Annotated in this window: 22 protein-coding genes; 4 read left to right on the plus strand and 18 right to left on the minus strand. The window is 68.9% G+C overall.

Translation table 11 applies throughout. The features are described from left to right. Positions 1 to 6: 6 nt before the first annotated feature. The 5 genes from SOM10_RS13920 to SOM10_RS13940 form a co-directional block, all read right to left on the minus strand. Positions 7 to 1,527 carry a GMC oxidoreductase gene (locus SOM10_RS13920; protein ID WP_187250187.1) on the minus strand — a complete coding sequence of 507 codons (1,521 nt, stop codon included), beginning with the start codon at positions 1,525 to 1,527 and terminating at the stop codon, positions 7 to 9. Next, positions 1,524 to 2,318, minus strand: coding sequence for a TIM barrel protein (locus SOM10_RS13925; RefSeq protein WP_320490581.1), 795 nt, complete (start codon positions 2,316 to 2,318; stop codon positions 1,524 to 1,526). The genes SOM10_RS13920 and SOM10_RS13925 overlap by 4 nt, the downstream gene beginning before the upstream one ends. 89 nt (positions 2,319 to 2,407) lie before the next feature. Then, positions 2,408 to 3,244, minus strand: coding sequence for a carbohydrate ABC transporter permease (locus tag SOM10_RS13930; protein WP_187250185.1), 837 nt, complete (start codon positions 3,242 to 3,244; stop codon positions 2,408 to 2,410). Between the two features lies 1 nt (position 3,245). After that, positions 3,246 to 4,205 (minus strand): carbohydrate ABC transporter permease, encoded by a 960-nt coding sequence (locus SOM10_RS13935; RefSeq protein ID WP_187250184.1) that lies wholly within the window; start codon positions 4,203 to 4,205, stop codon positions 3,246 to 3,248. 86 nt (positions 4,206 to 4,291) lie between these two features. Next, the gene (locus SOM10_RS13940) at positions 4,292 to 5,593 is read right to left on the minus strand and encodes an ABC transporter substrate-binding protein (protein WP_320490582.1); all 1,302 of its coding nucleotides are present in this window, start codon (positions 5,591 to 5,593) and stop codon (positions 4,292 to 4,294) included. Between the two features lie 230 nt (positions 5,594 to 5,823). Here SOM10_RS13940 and SOM10_RS13945 point away from each other — a divergent pair, with 230 nt between their 5' ends. Next, on the plus strand, positions 5,824 to 6,765 hold the full coding sequence (locus SOM10_RS13945; protein ID WP_187250182.1) for a LysR family transcriptional regulator: 942 nt from the start codon (positions 5,824 to 5,826) through the stop codon (positions 6,763 to 6,765). A gap of 16 nt (positions 6,766 to 6,781) precedes the next feature. Here the strand turns inward: SOM10_RS13945 and SOM10_RS13950 are convergent, their stop codons facing one another. The 10 genes from SOM10_RS13950 to pcaH all read right to left on the minus strand — a co-directional run bounded on the left by SOM10_RS13950 (position 6,782) and on the right by pcaH (position 16,163). Continuing rightward, on the minus strand, positions 6,782 to 8,260 hold the full coding sequence (locus tag SOM10_RS13950) for a C-glycoside deglycosidase beta subunit domain-containing protein (RefSeq protein WP_320490583.1): 1,479 nt from the start codon (positions 8,258 to 8,260) through the stop codon (positions 6,782 to 6,784). 20 nt (positions 8,261 to 8,280) lie between these two features. Beyond that, the gene (locus tag SOM10_RS13955; protein WP_320490584.1) at positions 8,281 to 9,588 is read right to left on the minus strand and encodes a C-glycoside deglycosidase beta subunit domain-containing protein; all 1,308 of its coding nucleotides are present in this window, start codon (positions 9,586 to 9,588) and stop codon (positions 8,281 to 8,283) included. Positions 9,589 to 9,705: 117 nt separating this feature from the next. Next, positions 9,706 to 10,875 (minus strand): thiolase family protein, encoded by a 1,170-nt coding sequence (locus tag SOM10_RS13960; RefSeq protein ID WP_320490585.1) that lies wholly within the window; start codon positions 10,873 to 10,875, stop codon positions 9,706 to 9,708. Continuing rightward, positions 10,872 to 11,507, minus strand: a complete 636-nt coding sequence (locus SOM10_RS13965; protein ID WP_187250178.1) for a 3-oxoacid CoA-transferase subunit B — start codon at positions 11,505 to 11,507, stop codon at positions 10,872 to 10,874. The genes SOM10_RS13960 and SOM10_RS13965 overlap by 4 nt, the downstream gene beginning before the upstream one ends. Further along, positions 11,504 to 12,271 carry a 3-oxoacid CoA-transferase subunit A gene (locus SOM10_RS13970; protein WP_320490586.1) on the minus strand — a complete coding sequence of 256 codons (768 nt, stop codon included), beginning with the start codon at positions 12,269 to 12,271 and terminating at the stop codon, positions 11,504 to 11,506. The genes SOM10_RS13965 and SOM10_RS13970 overlap by 4 nt, the downstream gene beginning before the upstream one ends. Then, positions 12,268 to 12,660, minus strand: a complete 393-nt coding sequence (gene pcaC / locus SOM10_RS13975; protein WP_187250176.1) for a 4-carboxymuconolactone decarboxylase — start codon at positions 12,658 to 12,660, stop codon at positions 12,268 to 12,270. The genes SOM10_RS13970 and pcaC overlap by 4 nt, the downstream gene beginning before the upstream one ends. Beyond that, a complete protein-coding gene (locus SOM10_RS13980) occupies positions 12,657 to 13,433 on the minus strand; it encodes an alpha/beta fold hydrolase (protein WP_320490587.1) in 777 nt (258 codons plus the stop codon). Before SOM10_RS13980 ends, pcaC begins: the two co-directional genes overlap by 4 nt. Then, a complete protein-coding gene (locus tag SOM10_RS13985) occupies positions 13,430 to 14,737 on the minus strand; it encodes a lyase family protein (protein ID WP_320490588.1) in 1,308 nt (435 codons plus the stop codon). Before SOM10_RS13985 ends, SOM10_RS13980 begins: the two co-directional genes overlap by 4 nt. A gap of 44 nt (positions 14,738 to 14,781) precedes the next feature. Next, the gene (gene pcaG / locus SOM10_RS13990) at positions 14,782 to 15,342 is read right to left on the minus strand and encodes a protocatechuate 3,4-dioxygenase subunit alpha (RefSeq protein ID WP_320490589.1); all 561 of its coding nucleotides are present in this window, start codon (positions 15,340 to 15,342) and stop codon (positions 14,782 to 14,784) included. A 2-nt stretch (positions 15,343 to 15,344) separates the two neighbouring features. Further along, positions 15,345 to 16,163, minus strand: coding sequence for a protocatechuate 3,4-dioxygenase subunit beta (gene pcaH, locus SOM10_RS13995; protein WP_320490591.1), 819 nt, complete (start codon positions 16,161 to 16,163; stop codon positions 15,345 to 15,347). Positions 16,164 to 16,281: 118 nt separating this feature from the next. On the opposite strand from pcaH, the gene SOM10_RS14000 reads away from it, so the two are divergent. Continuing rightward, on the plus strand, positions 16,282 to 17,034 hold the full coding sequence (locus SOM10_RS14000) for an IclR family transcriptional regulator (protein WP_187250171.1): 753 nt from the start codon (positions 16,282 to 16,284) through the stop codon (positions 17,032 to 17,034). Between the two features lie 88 nt (positions 17,035 to 17,122). Further along, positions 17,123 to 18,304, plus strand: coding sequence for a 4-hydroxybenzoate 3-monooxygenase (locus SOM10_RS14005; RefSeq protein ID WP_320490594.1), 1,182 nt, complete (start codon positions 17,123 to 17,125; stop codon positions 18,302 to 18,304). Positions 18,305 to 18,333: 29 nt separating this feature from the next. On the opposite strand, the gene SOM10_RS14010 is transcribed toward SOM10_RS14005, so the two are convergent. The 3 genes from SOM10_RS14010 to SOM10_RS14020 are packed head-to-tail and all read right to left on the minus strand — an operon-like array spanning position 18,334 to position 19,347. Continuing rightward, positions 18,334 to 18,576 (minus strand): alpha/beta hydrolase, encoded by a 243-nt coding sequence (locus SOM10_RS14010; RefSeq protein ID WP_320490595.1) that lies wholly within the window; start codon positions 18,574 to 18,576, stop codon positions 18,334 to 18,336. 44 nt (positions 18,577 to 18,620) lie between these two features. Continuing rightward, positions 18,621 to 19,094, minus strand: a complete 474-nt coding sequence (locus SOM10_RS14015) for a BLUF domain-containing protein (protein ID WP_320490596.1) — start codon at positions 19,092 to 19,094, stop codon at positions 18,621 to 18,623. Further along, positions 19,087 to 19,347, minus strand: a complete 261-nt coding sequence (locus SOM10_RS14020; protein ID WP_053097671.1) for a hypothetical protein — start codon at positions 19,345 to 19,347, stop codon at positions 19,087 to 19,089. Before SOM10_RS14020 ends, SOM10_RS14015 begins: the two co-directional genes overlap by 8 nt. 111 nt (positions 19,348 to 19,458) lie before the next feature. Between SOM10_RS14020 and SOM10_RS14025 the strand changes: the two genes are divergently transcribed. After that, complete coding sequence (locus tag SOM10_RS14025) at positions 19,459 to 19,902, plus strand: hypothetical protein (RefSeq protein ID WP_320490597.1); 444 nt, start codon at positions 19,459 to 19,461, stop codon at positions 19,900 to 19,902. Positions 19,903 to 19,936: the final 34 nt, after the last annotated feature.

Raw genomic sequence — 19,936 nt, forward strand, 5'->3', positions numbered from 1 at the left:
CAAGAGTCAGCGCAGAGATCCGGCGATCTTCCTCGCCCCGCGCACGGCGAGAGCGACCGAGGTCAGCGTCGGATTGCAGGCCGTCGACGTGGGGATCACGTTGTTCCCCGCGACGAAGAGGCCCGGGATGCCCCACACCTCGCTGTCCGGCGAGCAGACGCTGCGACCATCGTCGGTCTGGCCCATGCGCGTGCTGCCCTGATAGTGCAGCGAGGCCCCGGCCGGCATCGTGAACGGACGCTCGTCGAGAGGGTCCCCCACAGCGCGACCGAGGCGCACGATCTCCTCACGGGCACGATCCATCACCGCGTGATCGTGCGGCGTGAGCGTGTAGTGGATGGTCATGGCCGGCATCCCGTAGCCGTCGACGACATCGTCCGAGAACTCGACGCGGTCGTCCCACTGCAGGTCCTTGGCACAGAACAGGCCGAGACCGACGATCGAGCCCGGGACGATCGGATCGTCCTCTGCGAGCGGCACCGGCGAGGCGTCGAGCTGCATGATCTGGCCGTGGAACGGCATCGCATCGGTGAACGGCACCCAGGTGACGCCGCTCTGCTCGCTCAGCGCGCCCGACGCTGCGACAGCATCCTCGGACCCGGCGTGCACGTCACGCAGACGCGCGGCGAACACGACCTGCGTCTGGTCGTTCAGCATGCGCCCGAGTGCTTCCGGACGGATTCCCGACGCCCACAGCACCTGCGGGGTGCGCAGTCCGTCGGCGGCGACGACCACGCACCGGGCGGCGACCGACTGCAGCGTTCCGCTGCGCAGATCACGGACCTCGACCCCCGACGCGGCGCCGCCCTCGGTCAGCACGCGTGTGACAAGCGACTCGTCGTAGAGGGTGAAGCGCGGATTCGTCCGCGTCGCGTCACCGAACACGACGTCCGACCCCGACCACACCAGGCGACCGTCGTCGCGGCGATGCACGGCCAGCGGCATCCGCTGCGCCCGATGGGCGTGGTCGCGGTCCGCGTCGACCGCGGCGGAGAGCCGTTCCCGCACGATGGTCGCGAAGGGCGACGAGTCGAACGCGTCGGTCGTCACCCCCAGCAGTCTCTCCGCCTCGGCGAGCAGCTCGTCGAGATCGGGAAGGAAGTCGATGCGCTCGCTGTCGTTGGGCCGAGGGCACGCGGCGGTCCAGTGCGCGCCCATGCCGCCGACGTTGCTCGAGAAGGCGGCGACGGGCATGCCGTCCTCGCCCTCGACGCGATAGCCGTCGGGCAGCAGGTAGGTTCCGGCACGTCCGCGGCGCTGCCCCGACTTGGCCGCACCGGGATCGGAGATCGTCGCCGCGCGCTCGCCCGGCCCCTCAGACCGCGCCTGGGCGAGAGCCCGCTGCTCGGCATCCTCGATGTTCTTCACGTGAGATCCCGGGGGATCCGACACGGTCGGACCGACCTCGAACATCGCTATCGAGACGTCCGGTGCCAGCTCGCTCAGGATACGCGCGTAGGCGGCGCCGTTGGGCCCGCTGCCGACGATGACGACGTCGACCGATGCGGGGTAGTCACGCGGGTTCATGCTGCCGCCGCGACCTCTCGGATGAGTCGGACCGACTCCACGGAGGCGGTCTGCGGGTAGTACTCCAGGCCGATCGGCCCGTCGTATCCGGAGGCCCGGAGGATGCCGAAGCGTTCCGCCCAGTCGAGCGACCCGGTGCCGGGCTCCCCCCGACCGGGCGCGTCGGCGAGCTGCACGTACTTGATGACGTCGCCCGCGTTCTCCAGCTCGGCGGCCATGTCCTCCCCCTCGACCGCCGAGTGGTAGATGTCGTAGAGCACCCCGAAGTCGGGCGAGTCGACGCCTCGGGCGACGTAGACGGCCTCGGCCGTCCGATCGAGCAGCGAGCCCGGGTGGTCGACGCGCACGTTCACCGGCTCCAGCACGAGGGTGACCCCCGACCCGCCGATCTGCGCGATCGCCTTCTGATAGATCTCGATCAGCTTGTCGAGCTGCACCTGGCGCTTCCAGCCTCCGAAACCGGTGCCGCTGCCCACCACGAGGCGCGGCGTGCCCAGCTCCCTGGCGATGTCGACGCCCTCGTCGAGCTTGCGGAAGAACTCGGTGTGGTCCCACGGCGGGATCATGAACTGCGTGCGGGGCTCGGCCAGCTGAGCGGTCAGCTGCACGCCGGTCTCCTCGAGCGCTGCCTTGAGTGCCGGGATGTCCTTCGGGGTGGCGGGGGCGTCGGCTCCGGTCGGCCCCCACATCTCGACGGCGGTGAATCCCGAGGCCGCGGCGGCCCTCACCCGGTCGTGGTAGTCGCCGGCCTCGGTGAAGAGGAGCTCGATATTGGGCGCAAGAAGGTACATGATGCTCGTTTCTCGACGGGACGTCGGTGCAGAGGAGGCGGTGAAAGGGGTCGGTGGAGGACGGCGAGTGCCGGAGCACCGCCGGGCGGTCAGCCTTTGAGACCGCCCGCGAAGCCCTGGATGAAGCGCTTCTGGGCGAAGAGGTAGAACACGAGGATCGGGATCATCGACACGATGACGATCGCGAAGATCTTGTTCCACGACGAGACGAGCGAGCCGATGTAGTAGTACATCGCGACCGGGAGGGTCTGGTTCGCGGAGCCGCCGAGGAAGATCAGCGAGGTGAAGAAGTCGTTCCAGACGATCAGCCCCGCGAGGATCGCGACCGTTCCCGTGGCCGGCGACATCAGCGGCAGCACGATGCGGAAGAAGATCTGCGTGCGAGACGCTCCGTCGATCGTCGCGGCCTCCTCGTACTCGGTGCCGAGACTGCGGAAGAAGCCGGCGTAGAGGAAGATCGACAGCGGCAGCAGCATCCCGGTGTAGAGGATGACCATCCCCCAGAGCGATCCGGTGAGGCCGAGCGTGCGGGCGCCGATGTACAGGGGCACGGTGCCGAGCTGGGTCGGCAGCACGATCGCGATGAGGAACAGCATGTAGGCGGTGCGACTCCATCGGCGGGTGCTGCGGGAGATCACGTAGCCGGTGATCGCTCCGAGCAGCACGAGGCACAGGATGCTGCCCGCGGTGATGATGATGCTGTTCACCAGTCCGAGCACGACGTTCGAGTTTCCCTGAGCGGTCAGCACCTCGACGAAGTTGCCGAGGTCGGGGCTGGTCGGAGGCGCGAGGTTCGACGAGGTGATGACCTCCTGGTCGGACTTCAGCGCCGTGGTGATCAGGAAGTAGAAGGGGGCCAGGAAGACGATCGCGATGATCCAGATGAGTACCTCGCGCAGCGCGGTGAATTTCGTGTAGCGGAACATGTCAGTCCTCCTCGGGGCGACCGTTGGTCAGACGCTGCTGGATGATGGCGAACACCAGGATGATCACGGTGAGCAGCAGCGCGAGCGCGGCACCGTATCCGAAGTTGCCGAGGGCGAACGACTCCTTGTAGACCTGCGTCGCGAGCGTCTCGGTCGCGCCCGCGGGTCCCCCGCCGGTCATCGCCATGATCTGGTCGAAGATGCGGAGCCCGTTGACGAGACCGAGTGTCGTCGCGATCGCGACGGCGGGGCGGATCGACGGCAGCGTGACGTGCCAGAAGCGCTGCCACAGGTTGGCGCCGTCGATCGCGGCGGCCTCTTCGATCTCGACCGGCACCGCGGCGAGGCCCGCCATGTAGATGACCATCGCGAAGCCGATGTTCTGCCAGACGACCACCACGAGGATCGTCCAGATCGCCCACATCGGGTCGGCGACCCAGGCACGGGCGAACTCGTCGAGTCCCAGTGCCCGGAGGAACGCGTTGATCGGCCCGTTGTAGTCGAAGATGAACTTCCACACGTAGGCGACCGCGAGCGGGCTGAGCACGACCGGCATGAAGAAGAGCACGCGGAGCGCGTAGCGGGTCTTCAGGCCTCGGTTCAGCCCCAGAGCCAGCGCGAGGCCGGCGATGTTGCTGAGGATCACCGACACGAACGCGAGGAAGAGCGTGTTGCCGAGGGAGCCGATCTGCGTCGGATCGCCGAAGATCTTCACGAAGTTGTCGAACCCGATCCAGGCGAACGTGCCGATTCCCGACCAGTCCGTGAAGGCGAAGAAGCCGCCGATCGTCGTGGCCACGTAGTGCACCGCGAGCACGAGGATGATCCCGGGAAGCGCCCACCACCAGTGGCCGAACTTCAGCAGACCGGGCCTGCGCGGAGCGGGCGGGCGGCGGCGTCCGTTCTGCGAGCTCTTCGGCACGATCACCAGCTCGGTCTCGGACTCTGTCCTCAGGCTCATGATTCCCTCATGTTCGTACGTCGTCGTGCGAGTTATGGGAGCGGCCGCCCGGGTGCGCGTGCGCGACACCCGGACGGCCCTCGTCGTCAGTCGCCCCAGGCGTTGTCCATGTCCTGGAGCACCTGGTCGATCGTCTTCTGCCCGGTGAGCAGTCCCTGGACACCGACCTGCAGCGCCTCGTAGACCGACGGGTTGGGCCAGATGTTGTTCGGCAGCGTGGCGTACGAGCCGTCTGCGATGAGGTCGACCACCGGCGAGTAGATGGTGTCCGAGAGGTCGAGGTTCTCGTAGCCCGAGATGGGCAGCAGGCCGGACTTCTCGTAGTACAGCTCCTGAGCCTCGTCCGTGGCGAGCCACTCGACGAACTCCTCCGCCGCGGGCTTCACCTTCGAGGCCGCGTTGATCGAGATCGTGTAGTTCGAGCTGGCGAGGATGTACGGGTCTCCGCCATCCGCGGCCGGGAAGGGCTGCACCTTGAAGTCGGCCTCCGCCGGAGCGGCTGTCGCGATCTCGACCGCCGACCCCGAGGGGATGAAGCTGCCGACCGAGGTGCCCTGGGCGAGACCGTTGGTGATGGCGTCGAAGCCGCCGCCCTCGGCGCCGGGCTGGAAGCAGCCGCCGTCCTTCAGATCGATGAGGGTCTGGAGGGTGTCCTTCCACCCGTCGGACTCGGCGAACGTCGTGTCGCCGTCGGCGCGCTTGGTGTTCCAGTCGGGGTCTTCGGCGTAGACGCGCGTGGCGGCGATGCCCTGGGCGGTGAGTCCCGCGTTCGGTCCGGCTGCACCCGCGAGGGCCAGCAGTGACTTGCCGTCGGCCGCGAGAGCGTCGCAGGCCGCGTAGAGCGACTCCTCGTCGGTCGGGAACTCGTCCAGTCCGTTCATCGCGGCCGTGCCCATGCTGGCGACGACCGCCGCGATGGTGAAGTCCATCGGCTGGCCGTAGGTCTCGCCGTCGATCTCGAAGATCGGCTCGCTTCCCGCCGGCACGAGGCCCGTCGCGGTGTCGCCCAGCGGCTCGAGGAATCCTGCCTCGGCCAGCGGGATGAGACCGCGCGCATCGCCCGAGCCGGGAGTCGTCTGGATGACGTCCGAGGCGTTGCCGGCCTGCAGCTGGGTGCGGATGGTCTCGCCGTACTTGTCGTTCGGCGTCGGGTTGAGCGTGATCTTCACGTCGGGGTTCGCGTCCATGTACGCCTTGGCGAGGGACTCGTACGGGCTCTCGAGGTTGTTCGAGGTCGCGAAGGTGAAGCTGAATGCCTGGTCTCCGCCGGAGTCGCCGGTGCCGCCTTCGGGGGCGGATCCGGAGCATCCGGCGAGGATGACGATGCCCGCTGTCGCCGCGGCGAGAACGCCTGTGCGGAGGACGCGAGATCGAGAGTGCTGTGACATGTCCAGCCTTTCTGACTACGTTGTCGGGGACTCAGGGGCCTGAGTCCTGTGCTGTTCTGCCAGTATCGACCCGATTGGTCAGAAACACACATAAGTGCTTTGGATGCATCGCATAAGTCCGCCTGAACGGGGCCAGGAACCCATCCAGCGCACCGATGGTCGCCCCCTGCCGGATAGATTCGGTCGATAGGATGGGGCAACGCAACCCGATGCCGAAGGATCACACTGTGGTGACCGACCATGCCCTGCTGTCCCGACTCGACCTCAATCTGCTCGTGTCGCTCGACGCTCTGCTCACCGAGCGCAGCGTCACCAGGGCGGCGGAACGGCTGCACCTCAGCCAGCCCGCTCTGAGCGCCTCGCTGTCACGCCTGCGGACCCACTTCAACGACCAGATCCTCGCTCGACGCGGCAACACGTACGAGCTGACGCCGTTCGCCCTGCGTCTGGCCGAGCACACCACGACCGCCCTCGAAGCCGCCAGACGCGTGTTCGAGAGCCAGGCGACCTGGACCCCCGCCGAGTCGACGCGTGAGTTCTCGATCTACGGGTCGGACTACGGCTTCGCCACCATCGGCGCCGTGGTCTCGCGCTTGGCCGCCGAGCGCGGGCTCGGGGTGCGCTTCCGGTTCATGCTGCACAACCCCACCGTGGTCGAGGACGCACCGAACCGGCTGCGTTCCGTGGACGGGATGATCATCCCCCACGGTTTCCTCTCGGACCTGGCCTACGCCGACCTCTGGCGCGACGAATGGGTGGCCCTCGTCGCCGACGGCGAGCACGGTATCGACGGCGACTTGACGATGGAGCACCTCGCCGAACGCCCCTACGTGATGACCTACCAGTCGCGCACCGCGTTCACCTCGGCGAGCCGGCAGATCCAGCAGCTCGGCGTCGAACCGCGCGTCGACGCCGTCGTCGAGAGCTTCCTCGCCCTCCCCCTCTACGTGGCGGGCACGCGTCGCATCGGCCTGATCCAGCGGGCGCTCGCGCCCCTCGCCGCACGGCTCGGCGGCGTGCGGATCGTCGAGCTCCCCTTCGAGCCCACTCCGCTCGTGCACGCGCTGTGGTGGCATCCGGTGCATGCTCGCGACCCCGAGCACGCATGGATGGTGGAGCTCTTCCAGGAGGCGGGACGCATCGTGGAGTCCGGCGCTCACGCCGACGACTGACCGCGCCCGCAGCGCGTCAGACGACGGCCGTGACGCTGCGCATGCTCTCCCGGATCAGGTCGTGCTGGCGACGCACGAGGATGAGCGGATCCACCTCACCGAGCTCGGCGAAGGCATGGCCCTCCCACTCGCTCGACCAGTAGCCCCGGTAGCCGCCCTCGACGAACACCCGCACGAGCTCGGGATAGTCGATCGCCGGCTCCTGTCCCTGCTCGTCGATGTCATAGAACTTCGCATGCACATGGGTGATCTGCGGCATGATGTCGGCCCATTCGGACGGCGCGACGTGTCCGTGCATGTTGAAGGCGAGGTGCGCGAAGGATCCCAGCCGACCCGGGTCGAAGTCGCGTCCGCGGAGGTAGCCGATGAACTCCTCCTGGCGCTCGCGCATCGTGGCGTCGGTCGCCCAGATCTCCTGCAGTCGTCCGACCGCCTCGTCATCGAGACCCGCTCGTCGCACCGCTCGGAGCAGGGTCGGAGACATCGAGTGCATGGTCGACGAGAAGTCGGCCACGAACCCGAGCAGCGGGGAGTCGAGCTCGGCATACGTCTCGCGCACGCGGAGGATCGGTTCGGAGTTCGGACCCATCGGCGCATGGATCTCGTACGCGAGCTGGAGCTCGAGCCGCTCGGCCACCGGAAGCAGCCGTCGCAGCAGCTCGGGCTTCGCGCTCTGGATGCGCACGAGCGGGAAGCCGAGCTTCTTGGCCCCCTCGAACAGGAGCTCACTGAACTCGAACTCCTCGTCGGGCGTCATGTCGCGATCGCGTCGGCGACCCATGTCGAGGTTGGCGCCGAACGAGCTCGCGTCGAACCCGTGGCGATCGAACGCCGCACGCCAGGTGCGCAGGAAGTCGTCGGAGACCACGGGATACGTGGGCACCATCTGCGACGCGACGATCTCGATGCCGGGGCCGATGTCCAGCTCTGCGACGCGATCGAGAAGGCCGTCGAAGTCGAACCAGCCGGCGCGGAACTCCGCACTGGCGGAGTACAGCGTCAGCCCGAGGCGGAAGGGGTCGGACTCGGTGGCCGGCGGTGGTGGCGCGGCCTCGGAGACGAGCGCGGGCGCGGCATCCGGCCCCTGCCTGACGGTCAGGTCGAGCGACTGCCGCACGACGTTGGGCACGTACATCCCCGGGCCGCCGTCCGCGCCGGGCGCGATCTGCATGTACGGCAGCCGCAGGTCGCCGGCGATGCCGATGCGATGCGCCTCGCCGAGGGCGAGCGGCCGGTCACGACGCACCACGAGCAGCGGATGCTGCTGCAGGAACCAGAGCGTCTCACTCTGCTCCGGCAGCTCGTCGATCCGATAGGTGCGACCGTCGAGTTCGACGCGCAGATCCTCAGGGGGCACCTCCTCTCCGTCCACCGTGACGGAGATCGTGCTGACCGACGACAGCCAGAGGCTGCGGTACCAGGGCAGGGTGAGGGCGAGGGCGACGCCGTCGGGGTGCGCGCGCAGGCTGTCCTGCTGGATGAGTCCATTGGGCATGATGCGTCCTTCGTGAGATGTCAGTCGAGCCCTGCGACGACACGTCGCAGAAGGGAGTGCTGGCGGCGGATCTGCTCGATCGAGCGCCAGGGGTCACGGGCGCCCTCGTACTCGCTGGAGAGGTAGCCCGTGTACCCGGAGTCCTTCAGCGCCCGCAGCACCGGCTCCCACGGGATCTGCTGATCGTCGAGGTTCTCGTCGATGTCGTGGAACTTCGCCTGGATGAACACGACGTACTTCGCGATGTCGGCGATGTCGGCGGGGTCGACGGCGATGCCGTCCATGAAGGCGGGACGCTGGCCCGGCAGCTCACCGGGGCGCAGCGCGATCGGTCGGTCCTGGAAGATGCCGGTGTCGAGCAGCAGGCCGAAGTGCGCCGTTCCCGTGCGCTCGATGAGGTCGATGTAGTCGTCGACGACCTCATGCTTGATGGGCGTGGGCGAGTGGATCTCGGGACAGATGATCACGTCGAGCTCGGCCGCGAGGTCGAGCGATCGTTCCACCGATTCGGTCCATGCCGGATGCGGCACCAGATCGCTCGATACGACGCCGATCTTCGGGCGCACGAATCGGAAGCCGAGCTGCTTCGCGAGTCGCAGGTCTCGCTGCAGGATCTCGGCGCCCTCCGCACCGGTCAGGTCACGGGCGTTGCGGCCGCTCGAGTGCAGTCGCGTGTCGATCCAGGATCCGTAGTTCGTCGGCTCGAGGCGATACGTGTCGAGCAGCTCGAACCAGCGATCGAGCCAGGCCGTCGACGGGGTCGGGTAGCCAGCGACGTGCCCTTCGCCGAGGATCTCTATGCCCGTGGCGCCGACGTCGGCGACGTGGCGGAAGGCGGTCTCGAGGTCGAGCACGGTGCCGAAGTCGGTCATGTAGCTGTAGAGCGAGACGCCGTACTGGAACGGGCCGCCGTCTCTGTCGGAGGTGAGGGTGATGTGCCGCGTCTCGCGGTAGGTCGACGGCTGGTGCTCGATCGGGATGTACGACATCCGCAGACGCAGTTCGATCGACACCTCGTGGATGCCGTCCGGAAGCCCGCCGGCGAGCGGCACGGTCACGACCGCGGCCTCCTCGAGCGGCCAGCGCACCCCGTCGCCGTCCCACAGCTGCTGCAGCGTGTACGTCGCACCGCCGAGCGTCCACAGTGGCACCTCGGCAGGGACATCGACGACATCGCCCACCCGCACGGCGACCCCGTCGATCAACGACGCGGACATGCCGCGATACGACGGCATGCGGAGCCTGATCTGGAATCCGGTCGTCGCTCCGCTCTCATCGCTGACGTTGCGGAAGCCGGTGGCCTGGAGGATGTCTCGTTCGAGCAGCATCGGAACTGGGTCTCCTTGTCGTGCCGCGTCGTCGCGACAGGACGAATCTATCCTCTTATGCGTGCTTTCGTCATAAGTAGTACTGATACGCGCATAAGCAACGACAGCGGCCCGTGCTCATCGCTCCAGGACGAGCGCGAGCCCCTGGCCGACGCCGATGCACAGCGCCACCACCGCAACGCCTCCGCCACGGCGCACGAGCTCGTGCGCCGCTCGCGCCACGACCCTGCCCCCGGATGCACCGAGCGGATGACCGATCGCGATGGCGCCTCCGTGCACGTTGAGTCGGTCGGGGTCGAGGTCCGGCCATCCGGCCAGACACGCGAGCGACTGCGAGGCGAACGCCTCGTTGAGTTCGACGAGGTCGACCTCGTCCCATGTGCGCCCGGCCCGCGTGAGCGCGCGATTCGCGGCTTCCACCGGCGCGATGCCGAACACATCGGGGTCGTTGCCGAAGACTCCTCGCCCGGCGATGCGCGCGAGCGGCTCGCCGTCGATCACGCCCTCGGCCCCGAGCAGGACCGCAGAGGCGCCGTCGTTGATCGGCGAGGAGTTGCCAGCCGTGACGGTGCCGTCGGCGGCGAACAGCGCTCGCAGGCCCGCGAGCTTCTCGAGGGTCGTGTCGTCGCGGATGCCTTCGTCCCGCGCGAGATCGATGCCGGGCACAGCGACGATCTCGCCGTCGAAGACACCGTCCGCCCACGCCTGGGCGGAGCGCCGATGACTGCGCAGCGCGAAGGCATCCTGCGCGTCGCGCGTGATCCCGAACACCGTGGCGAGCTTCTCAGCCGATTCGCCGTTCGAGATCGTCCAGTCCTTCGGCAGGGCCGGGTTCGTCATCCGCCACCCGATCGCGGTGTTCCACATCGTCGGGTTGCCGACCGCCGGCCACGGCTTCGGCGACTTCTCGACGACATACGGTGCGCGACTCATCGACTCGACCCCGCCGGCCAGCACGATGTCGGCGTCGCCCGTCTCGATCGCCCGGGAGCCCTGGATGACAGCTTCGAGACTCGACCCGCACAGGCGGTTCACCGTCGCCCCGGGCACCGTCGTCGGGAAGCCGGCGAGCAGGGCGGCGAAGCGGGCGACGTCGCGGTTGTCCTCCCCCGCCTGATTCGCATCACCCAGGAGCACGTCGTCGATGCGGGCGGGGTCGATTCCCGTGCGCTCGAGGACGGCGGCGAGCACCACAGCCGCGAGATCGTCGGGCCGGACGCCCGCCAGCGCCCCTCCCGCTCGACCGAACGGCGTGCGGACCGCGTCGTAGATGAAGGAGGCGGTCATGAGAGCTCCAGTCCGGTCAGTGCGCGCAGCGTCTCCACGGTGTTGTCGCCGAAGGCCTCCTGCACGACGAAACGACCGTCGACGACGTCGAAGACCGCATGGTCGGTGTAGACGCGGGTCACGCAGCCGACACCGGTGAGAGGGTAAATGCATTCGGTCACGAGCTTCGACGAGCCGTCCTTCGCCAGCAGGTCGGTCATGACGAACACCTGCTTCGCGCCGATCGCGAGATCCATGGCCCCGCCGACGGCCGGGATCGCACCCGGTGCACCTGTCGACCAGTTCGCGAGGTCCCCGTTCTGGGCGACCTGGAAGGCACCGAGCACGCAGACGTCGAGGTGCCCGCCGCGCATCATCGCGAAGGAGTCGGCGTGGTGGAAGTAGGCGGCCCCGGGGAGCGCAGTGACCGGCTGCTTGCCCGCGTTGATGAGGTCGGGGTCGATCCGGTCCGCGACCGGCGCAGGCCCCATGCCGAGGAGGCCGTTCTCGGTGTGCAGGATGATCTCGAGGTCGGCCGGCAGGAAGTTCGCGACCAGGGTCGGGGCCCCGATGCCGAGGTTGACCACGGCGCCCTCGGGGATGTCGGCGGCGATCCGTGCCGCGAGCTCGTCACGCGTGACGCGGGTGGTCATCGCACGCCTCCTTCGCCGGCGGTGCCGGTGGCGGCGGCATCCAGCGGCCGACCCTCGATGTCGACACCGCCGATGAACCCCGCGTCGCCGAGCCAGGCACGACGCCCGACGGCGACGACACGATCGACGAAGAGACCGGGGGTGACGACGGTCTCGGGATCGATGGACCCGAGGGGCACGATCTCGTCGACCTGGACGATCGTCGTAGCTGCCGCCGATGCCATGACCGGACCGAAGTTCCTGGCGGTCTCGCGATAGACGAGGTTGCCCCATCGATCGGCGGCGCGGGCGCTGACCAGCGCGACATCCGCCGCGATCGGGTATTCGAGCACGTAGCGCCGACCCTCGATCGACCGCTCCTCCTTGCCCTCGGCGAGCTGGGTGCCGACGCCGGTCGGAGAGAAGAAGGCCCCGATGCCCGCGCCGGCTGCCCGGATGCGCTCGGCGAGATTGCCCTGGGGCACGATCTCGAGTTCGATCTCACCTGCGCGGTAGAGGCCGTCGAACACCCAGGAGTCGTGCTGCCGTGGGAACGAGCACATGATCTTGCGCACCCGCCGCTCGGCGAGCAGCGCTGCGAGCCCGGTGTCGCCGTTGCCCGCATTGTTGGCGACGATCGTCAGGTCGCCCGCACCCTGCGCGATGAGGGCGTCGATCAGTTCGACCGGCTGCCCCGCGCGCCCGAAGCCGCCGATCATCACCGTGGCACCGTCGGCGATTCCGGCGACCGCGGTCGCGGCATCCGGCACGGTCTTGTCGATCACGATGCCCCCTCGGCGGCGAAGACCTCGCCCGCGATGCGGAACGCGGTGTTGGCCGCGGGGACCCCCGAGTAGACCGCGGACTGCAGGATCACCTCGCGGATCTCGGCGACGGTCAGACCGTTGCGCAGAGCCGCGCGCAGATGCATCGCGAGCTCTTCGTGATGACCGTGCGCGATGAGCGACGAGAGCACGGCGATCGACCGCGAGCGACGATCCAACCCTGGACGCGACCAGACCTCGCCCCAGGCGACGCGCGTGATGAAGTCCTGGAAGTCGGCGGTCAGGTCGGTCGTGGCGGCGATCGCACGGTCGACGTGCTCATCCGAGAGCACCGCTCGCCGCACCGCGAACCCCTGGGTCCGACGTTCGTCATCGCTGAGACCGGTCATCGCCGGCTCCTCTCGTTCAGGAAGTCATCGAGCAGGGCGGAGATCTCGGCAGGGGCGTCGACCGGTGCGAGGTGCGACGCGGACGCGACACCGGCAGTCCGTCCGTCGCGCACGCCGTCGGCGATCTCTCGCGCGGAGCTCTCAGGCGTCACCTGGTCGTGCTCGCCCCAGATCGCGAGCACCGGGGCGTCGATCTCGTGCAGTCGCGCGCGCACGTCGTACTCGGCCAGCGCCTCGCAGCATCGTGCGTAGCTCTCGTCGTCCGCGTCCTGCAGCGCGTGCAGCAGTCGTCCGGTGAGATCAGGATGCGCGGCGACGGAGCCGGGCGCGAACCAGCGCTGCGCTGAGGCGATGATCAGGGCCGACGTGGACTCGGCACGCACTCTCGCGGCGCGCTCGCGCCAGGCCGCGGCCTCGCCGATCACCGCGCCCGAGCAGAGGATCGCACCTCTCTCGACGAGAGCCGGATGCCGCAGCAGCAGCTCCAGGCCGACTGCTCCGCCGAGCGAGACGCCGGCGTAGCGGACGCTGTCGGCTCCCCGATCCCGAACCGCGGCGGCGACCGCATCCGCGAGGTCGGCCACCGAGAACGGCACGGTCGCGGGAGTCGAGGCTCCGTGCCCCGGAAGGTCCCAGGCGACGACACGGTGCGACGTCGCGAGCGTCGTGGCGACCGACTCCCAGAGGATCGTCGAAGTGCCCAGCGACGGGCCGAGGATGAGCAGCGGGGCGCCGGATGGTCCGATCGGTTCGGTGTACGCGAGCTCGATCATCGGCCATCCTCCGATCCGTCGGCGCCCGTGTAGGACGCCGGGTCGAGCAGGCCGTCGAGGTCGAGATCCACGGCTTCGGGCAGCGCGCGCACGAACTCTCCGAGATCGGCGCCCTCGGCGGCCGACGCGATGAGCTCGTCGAATCTCGCCCGCCCGATCAGGGGCACGAGCACGATCGCGAGCCGCTCGCTGACGATCAGGGCGCCGGTGAGCGCGAGGTTCCGCGATGCCGCACTCGGATCGACGCGCAGGCTCCGGGCGAGCGAGGACGCGTGCGCCGAGGCGCCGAGCGCGAGTCGGAGTAGTTCGCGCAGCGTCGGCCATTCGGCGTGCCATGCGCCATCGGGCCGCTCGTCGACGGCCAGCGCTGCGACGAGGTGCAGTGTCGCTCCCAGGTGCGGCGCCCGCAGGGCGGCGGAGCGGATCAGCGTCGATGCGACGGGATTCTGCTTCTGCGGCATCGCCGACGACCCGCCGCCGCGTCCCTCGCTCAGCTCGCCGATCTCGGTGCGGCTCAACGTCGCCACGTCGCTCGCGATCTTGCCGAGCGCGTCGATGGTCTGCACCAGGGCGTCGCCGAGCTCGGTGATGGGCCAGCGTGTGACCTGCCACGACTCGGCGGGAGTCTCGAGCCGAGCGTGCCGCGCGAACCATTCCACGAGCGACTCGGCTCTGTCGACGGAGCCCGTGATCTCGACGAACGACGCGCGGGTGCCCGCCGCTCCCGCGAGCTGCGCCGGGAACTCCAGCGCAGCGAGTCGGGTGATCGCCCGGTCGACGCCTCGCGCCCAGGTCGCGACCCGAGCTCCCAGGGTGATCGGCAGAGCGTGCTGGGTCAGCGTGCGCGCCGCGACGACATCGCGGCCGTGCCGCTCGGCGACTCCGCGCAACCCGTCGACGACCCCGGTCAGAGACTCGCGCACGCGCTCGACCGCGGCGAGGGCGATGATCATCATCGCGGTGTCGACGATGTCCTGGCTCGTCGCGCCGCGGTGGACCCAGGGACGCAGAGGCTCCGGCACGCGGTCCTTCAGCTGCGCGACGAGGGGGATGACCGGATTCCCTCCGTCGACCGACGCCGCGACGAGGGCGGGCAGATCGACCGCATCGGTCGCGGAAGCATCCCCGCGCAACACGCGCACGATCACCTCATGCTCGCTCTCGGGCAGCATCCCGATCTCGCGATAGGCCGTGACCAGCGCCTGCTCGGCACAGACCAGCGCCTCGAGCACGGCCGCATCGCTCACCGCCTCGTCGTGCCCGGCCGTCACCGGCGAGAGCAGCCCCTCATCGAATGCCGTCATGACTCGCCTCCTCCTGCTCGACGCGCGCGACGCCGCCGATCGCCTCAGTAGACAAGGAACACCGTCTCCCCGTCGCCCTGCAGGCGGATGTCGTGTGTCAGCCAGCCGTCGGGGGTGCGCGTCGCGATCAGGGTCGCACGCTCCTCCGCCGACAGCGAGGCGAGCAGTGGATCGGCATCGAGAGCTGCCGAGTCCTCAGGCAGGTATATGCGCGTGTGCAGCTTGTCGGGCAGGCCTCGGGCGTAGACGATCGCCGCGAAGAACGGTGCGCGCGCGCCTGCTGGGCCCGGGTTGCGCGTCCAGAACTCGTAGCGGCCCTCGTCGTTCGTGAAGGCACGGCCGAATCCCGTGAACGTGTGGTCGTCGCGGCGGAACGATCCGCGGGCGCGGGGCACGGCGCCGTCGGCATCCGCTCCGAAGATCTCGATGAACGCATCCGGGATCGGGTGGCCCGCTCCGTCGCGCACGGTGCCGGCGAGCAGGATGGCGCCTGGTGAGTGCGGCGAGGCGATCTCGTGCATCTTGGGGTACTCGACCCCGTACGCGAAGAACGGACCGACGGTCTGTCCGGGCGTCGGTCGGCGGGTCCTGGTCGGAACGGACATGCTCACGCCTCCTCCTGCTCGAACCACGTGGCGTCGGGGCCGTCGACGACGATGTCGAAGCGGTAGCCCGTCGACCACTCCGGCGATGTCAGATCGTGGTCGTAGACGCCGATGAGGGCATCGCGGTCCTTCTGCCGCCAGATCGTGTTGTAGATAGGGTCCAGGGCGAAGAGGGGATCGCCCGGGAAGTACATCTGCGTCACCAGCCGCTGGGTGAACGACGAGCCGAACACCGAGAAGTGGATGTGCGCGGGCCGCCAGGCGTTCGCGTGGTTCTTCCACGGATAGGGCCCCGGTTTGATCGTGGTGAAGTGGTACTCGCCGTCGGCATCGGTGATCGCGCGACCGGCGCCGGTGAAGTTCGGATCGAGCGGGGCCGGATGCTGATCGCGCTGGTGGATGTACCGGCCCGACGAGTTCGCCTGCCACAGCTCGATGAGCTGGTCGGCGATCGGACGGCCCCAGGAGTCGAGCAGCCGCCCGCGCACGGTCATCCGCTCGCCGAGGGGTTCCCCCGCATGCTGGATGGTCAGGTCGGACTCGATCGCCGCGACATCGCGCTGTCCGAACGCGGGCGACAGCAGCTCGATGGTCTCGGGGTCGACGAGGCGCGGGTTCTTCGTCGGATGCCGCAGCAGGCTCGAGCGATACGGCGCGAAGTCGTGCATCGTCGCGGGGAGCACCTCACCCGCGGCCTCCCGGCGCTCGAGTGACGCGTGCAGGTCGACGATCTCCTGCGTGATCTCGGCCTGACTGACCTGAACGGGCGATGCGAGCAGCGACTCGGGCGCGGCGGCGATCGTTCCGGATGAGGCGGTCATGGGTGTCTCCTTCGACACGGCGGGCTGCGTTCACAGCATCCTGATCCCCGGGTCGGACGAATGGTGTCCGATTCCCATCCAATGAGACACGAGGCGCGCTGCGTGCGATCATCGACGCATGGCCAACTCCTCCTCGGGCGACTCCGTCACCGAACGACTGATCCGCGTGCTCGAGACGTTCACGCCCGCGCGCACCGTGCAGAGCGCCGCCGAGATCGGCCGCAGGGCCGGGCTGCCCGCGTCCTCCGCGCATCGCATCGTGGGCGAGCTCGTCGATGCCGGAATGCTCGAACGCGACGACGACCGGAGGATCCGCATCGGGATGCGTCTGTGGGAGCTCGCCACGCGGTCGTCCCATGCCCTGCGTCTTCGTCAGGCGGCGCTGCCCTTCATGGAGCGAGTGCAGTCGCGGGTGCGCGAGCACACCCAGCTGGCGATTCTGGAGCAGGACGAAGCACTGTTCCTGGAACGCCTCAGCAGCCCGGAATCCGGCTCGAACGTCACCCGGGTGGCGGGGCGCCTTCCCCTGCATGCGTCGTCATCGGGGCTCATCCTGCTGGCATACGCCGACCGGGCGGTGCAGGAGCGCGTCCTCGCCGGTCCGCTGCCCGCGGTCTCCGCTGAGACCATCACCGACCCGGCCGCGCTGCGTCGCAAGCTCGCCGAGGTCAGGGCGGTCGGGCATGCAGCGGCACCCGGATACATCGAGGCCGTATCCACGGGTGTCGCCGTGCCCGTGCACGATGAGACCGGGAGCGTCGCGGCGGCGCTCTCGGTCGTGCTGCGCCGCGAGGCTCCGATCGAGCCGGCACTGCGCGAACTGCTCGCGGCGGCGCGGGACATCGAGCGCGCACTGGGCGGGCGCCGCTGAGGCGGAATCCCATTCAACGGTAGAACTCGCTGGGTGCCGCGCCCAGGCGCCCACAATGGCTGGCGACACATCCGTCGAAGGAGACGCCATGACCATCACCGTCCGCACCCGGGTCGCCATCGTCGGCGCCGGCCCCGCCGGGCTCCTGCTCTCGCACCTGCTGGCCGATGCCGGCATCGAGTCGATCATCCTCGACAGACGCGGCCGCGACGAGATCGAGTCCACGATCCGCGCCGGCATCCTCGAGCAGGAGACCGTCCGGGTGCTCAGCGAGACCGGGGCGAGCGACCGGGTGCTGACGGTCGGCAACCGGCACGACGGCATCGAGCTTCACTTCGAGGGCGAAGGTCATCGCATCGACTTCCCCTCCCTCACCGGCCGCAGCGTCTGGCTGTATCCGCAGCACGAGGCTCTGAAGGATCTGATCGCCGCGCGGCTCGCCGCAGGTCAGGATCTCCGATTCGAGACCGAGGCCACTGCCGTCGGCGACGTCGAGAGCGATCACCCCTGGGTGACCGCGACCTCAGCGGACGGCACCGATCTGCGCATCGAGGCCGAGTTCGTGGTCGGAGCCGACGGCTCGCGCAGCGTCGTGCGCCCCGCTGTCACAGGCTCCTCCTCCGGCGGATCCTTCCGGGAGTACCCGTTCGCGTGGTTCGGCATCCTGTGCGAAGCGCCGCCGAGCTCCGACGAGCTGATCTACAGCAACTCCCCCGACGGATTCGCGCTGATCAGTCAGCGCAGCGCGACCGTGCAGCGCATGTACTTCCAGTGCGACCCCGAAGCCGACCCGCATGCCGTCTCCGAAGCCGAGATCTGGGACACCCTGCAGGCGCGCGTTCCCGGGACGGCCCTGACCGAGGGTCCCATCTTCCAGAGGGACGTTCTGCGCTTCCGCAGCTTCGTCGCGCACGAGCTGCGCCACGGACGCGCCGTGCTCGTCGGCGACGCCGCGCACACCGTGCCCCCGACCGGCGCCAAGGGCATGAACCTCGCCGTCGCCGATGTCGTGCTGCTCGACCGGGCGCTGCGGGCCCTGCTGCTCGAGAACGACACGCGTCTCATCGATGCGTTCGCCGACACCGCACTGCGCCGCATCTGGAAGGCCCAGCACTTCTCGTGGTGGATGACGAGCATGCTGCACACCGCGTCGGATGCATCCGCGTTCGATCAGCGTCGACAGGTCGGGGAGCTGCGCTCGGTCGTCGAGTCGGAGGCAGGTCGCACCTTCCTCGCAGAGGCATACACCGGATGGCCGCACGGGGTCTGATCATTCCGCGGCGAGCGCCGCCCGCCGGATCAGGCGGTGTCCGCGTGCGGCAGTGCCAGCTCCACGAGGCTCACGACGAACTTCCCCGGCTCCTCGAGCATGCAGAGGTGGGCGGAGTTCTCGAACCAGACGACGTGCGTCGACGGAGTGGACACGCGTTCGATCCACCGTTCGACGGGTGGCGTGGGAGTCGTCCAGTCATGGCGTCCGAGGAACTGGAGCATCGGCACGTCGAACGCGGTCCTGACGACCTCACCCTGCCGGGGTGACACCGGGTGGTGGCGCGGCGAGCGTGCTCATCCGCCTCAGATGACGGCTAGCGCGACCGGGCTTCGCTCTCGACGGGCTGCCGACTGGCCGACTCACGCACTCGGAACCACAGCGTCAGCTCCATGATCGCGCGACCGATCATGTCGTGATCGCCCATGCGGAGATCGTCGAACGAGTCGCGATATCCCGAGGCCGTTCCAGGCTCGGGAGCGACGAGGGACTGATATCCCATCGTCCAGTCCCGGAAGCGCCGTTCGTGCAGCGGCTCTTCGATCAGCACGCGGACATCCGTGTGGCGCGGGTCGCGGCCGATCGTCTCCATCAACGCTTCGACGTCAGACCTGGGCCCCTCGAGGATCTGCACGAACTCTCCGCCGCGGTAGAGCAGCATGCCGGTGATGTCGCGGTCGCTGTTGCGGGCGCGACTCACTGCCAGCAGTTCACCGAGCTCGTGTTCGCCGAACGGCTGCGTGGCGCTGCTGCAGTAGACGAGCGAGACAAGCGGATTCTGTTCAGTCATTCCGCACCCCGTCCCCGCCGTGGTGAGCCGACCGATGCGCGCCGACCTCGACGGTGGCCGTCACCGCCGCCATCGCTCGATGGTGGTCCGCGAAGTCGCCGATGGAGCGCGAGGCCGCATCGAATGCGCGCCAGACGCCGTCGGACAGACGGTCGACGTAGCCGAGGAAGGAGCCGTCCTGGCTGCCCACGTAGAAGCCGTCTGCCACGCTCGCCCAGAGCGGGCGAACAGGCGTCGGCGATTGATCACCCATGCCCTCAGCGTACCTTCGAGATTCCGGGCGGGCTCCGGATCATCCTCCAGGCGGATGCCGATACCTCGCTTGCACGATGCCGCAGCGCGGCGATCCAGCGAGGCTGGAGACATGAACGCACGAATCGCACTGGCCGCATCTGCTCTGCTCCTCGCGGGGGCGCTCACTCTCTCCGGATGCGCCGCGTACGACAGCATCGTCCACAAGCAGGCCACGTCGACCTTCGACGACGTCGCAGCGTTCGACGACGGCGCAGAGGTCGACGTGGACTGGCTGCCTGCGGACGGCACCGCGATCACCGTGCGGACGTCGACGATCGAGGATGCCCCGGATGCCGTCATCCTGCTCACCAGCGATTCCGCGCTCGGCGAGGACTGCGTCGAGGTGGAGCGGCAGTCGGCCCCCGCCTGGGTGCTCGACGACGCCCCGGACCCGTACACGGTGAAGACGGTCTTCGCCTGCGGCGACTGGAGCGTGGTGCAGAGCGCTGACGGCTGGTTCGGCTGGACGCCGAATTCAGAACAGGAGCGGAGCGCCGCAGCGGCGGCGGAGTGACGATCGGAACGCGCGGTCCGGCTCTGGCAAGATC

It is taken from the genome of Microbacterium sp. CFBP9023 (assembly GCF_034045055.1).
In the GTDB taxonomy this organism is placed as follows: domain Bacteria; phylum Actinomycetota; class Actinomycetes; order Actinomycetales; family Microbacteriaceae; genus Microbacterium.

What these genes read in the sequence shown, in the direction of transcription:
- SOM10_RS13925 (WP_320490581.1), bottom strand. Translation starts at nt 2,318, where the DNA reads ATGTACCTTCTTGCGCCCAATATCGAGCTCCTCTTCACCGAGGCCGGC.
- pcaH (WP_320490591.1), bottom strand. Translation starts at nt 16,163, where the DNA reads ATGACCGCCTCATCCGGAACGATCGCCGCCGCGCCCGAGTCGCTGCTC.
- SOM10_RS13920 (WP_187250187.1), bottom strand. Translation starts at nt 1,527, where the DNA reads ATGAACCCGCGTGACTACCCCGCATCGGTCGACGTCGTCATCGTCGGC.
- SOM10_RS13940 (WP_320490582.1), bottom strand. Translation starts at nt 5,593, where the DNA reads ATGTCACAGCACTCTCGATCTCGCGTCCTCCGCACAGGCGTTCTCGCC.
- SOM10_RS13965 (WP_187250178.1), bottom strand. Translation starts at nt 11,507, where the DNA reads ATGACCACCCGCGTCACGCGTGACGAGCTCGCGGCACGGATCGCCGCC.
- SOM10_RS13960 (WP_320490585.1), bottom strand. Translation starts at nt 10,875, where the DNA reads ATGACCGCCTCCTTCATCTACGACGCGGTCCGCACGCCGTTCGGTCGA.
- SOM10_RS14020 (WP_053097671.1), bottom strand. Translation starts at nt 19,347, where the DNA reads ATGGGTGATCAATCGCCGACGCCTGTTCGCCCGCTCTGGGCGAGCGTG.
- pcaG (WP_320490589.1), bottom strand. Translation starts at nt 15,342, where the DNA reads ATGTCCGTTCCGACCAGGACCCGCCGACCGACGCCCGGACAGACCGTC.
- SOM10_RS13980 (WP_320490587.1), bottom strand. Translation starts at nt 13,433, where the DNA reads ATGATCGAGCTCGCGTACACCGAACCGATCGGACCATCCGGCGCCCCG.
- SOM10_RS14015 (WP_320490596.1), bottom strand. Translation starts at nt 19,094, where the DNA reads ATGACTGAACAGAATCCGCTTGTCTCGCTCGTCTACTGCAGCAGCGCC.
- SOM10_RS14005 (WP_320490594.1), top strand. Translation starts at nt 17,123, where the DNA reads ATGACCATCACCGTCCGCACCCGGGTCGCCATCGTCGGCGCCGGCCCC.
- SOM10_RS14000 (WP_187250171.1), top strand. Translation starts at nt 16,282, where the DNA reads ATGGCCAACTCCTCCTCGGGCGACTCCGTCACCGAACGACTGATCCGC.
- SOM10_RS13930 (WP_187250185.1), bottom strand. Translation starts at nt 3,244, where the DNA reads ATGTTCCGCTACACGAAATTCACCGCGCTGCGCGAGGTACTCATCTGG.
- SOM10_RS13935 (WP_187250184.1), bottom strand. Translation starts at nt 4,205, where the DNA reads ATGAGCCTGAGGACAGAGTCCGAGACCGAGCTGGTGATCGTGCCGAAG.
- SOM10_RS13985 (WP_320490588.1), bottom strand. Translation starts at nt 14,737, where the DNA reads ATGACGGCATTCGATGAGGGGCTGCTCTCGCCGGTGACGGCCGGGCAC.
- SOM10_RS14025 (WP_320490597.1), top strand. Translation starts at nt 19,459, where the DNA reads ATGAACGCACGAATCGCACTGGCCGCATCTGCTCTGCTCCTCGCGGGG.
- SOM10_RS13955 (WP_320490584.1), bottom strand. Translation starts at nt 9,588, where the DNA reads ATGCTGCTCGAACGAGACATCCTCCAGGCCACCGGCTTCCGCAACGTC.
- pcaC (WP_187250176.1), bottom strand. Translation starts at nt 12,660, where the DNA reads ATGACCGGTCTCAGCGATGACGAACGTCGGACCCAGGGGTTCGCGGTG.
- SOM10_RS13950 (WP_320490583.1), bottom strand. Translation starts at nt 8,260, where the DNA reads ATGCCCAATGGACTCATCCAGCAGGACAGCCTGCGCGCGCACCCCGAC.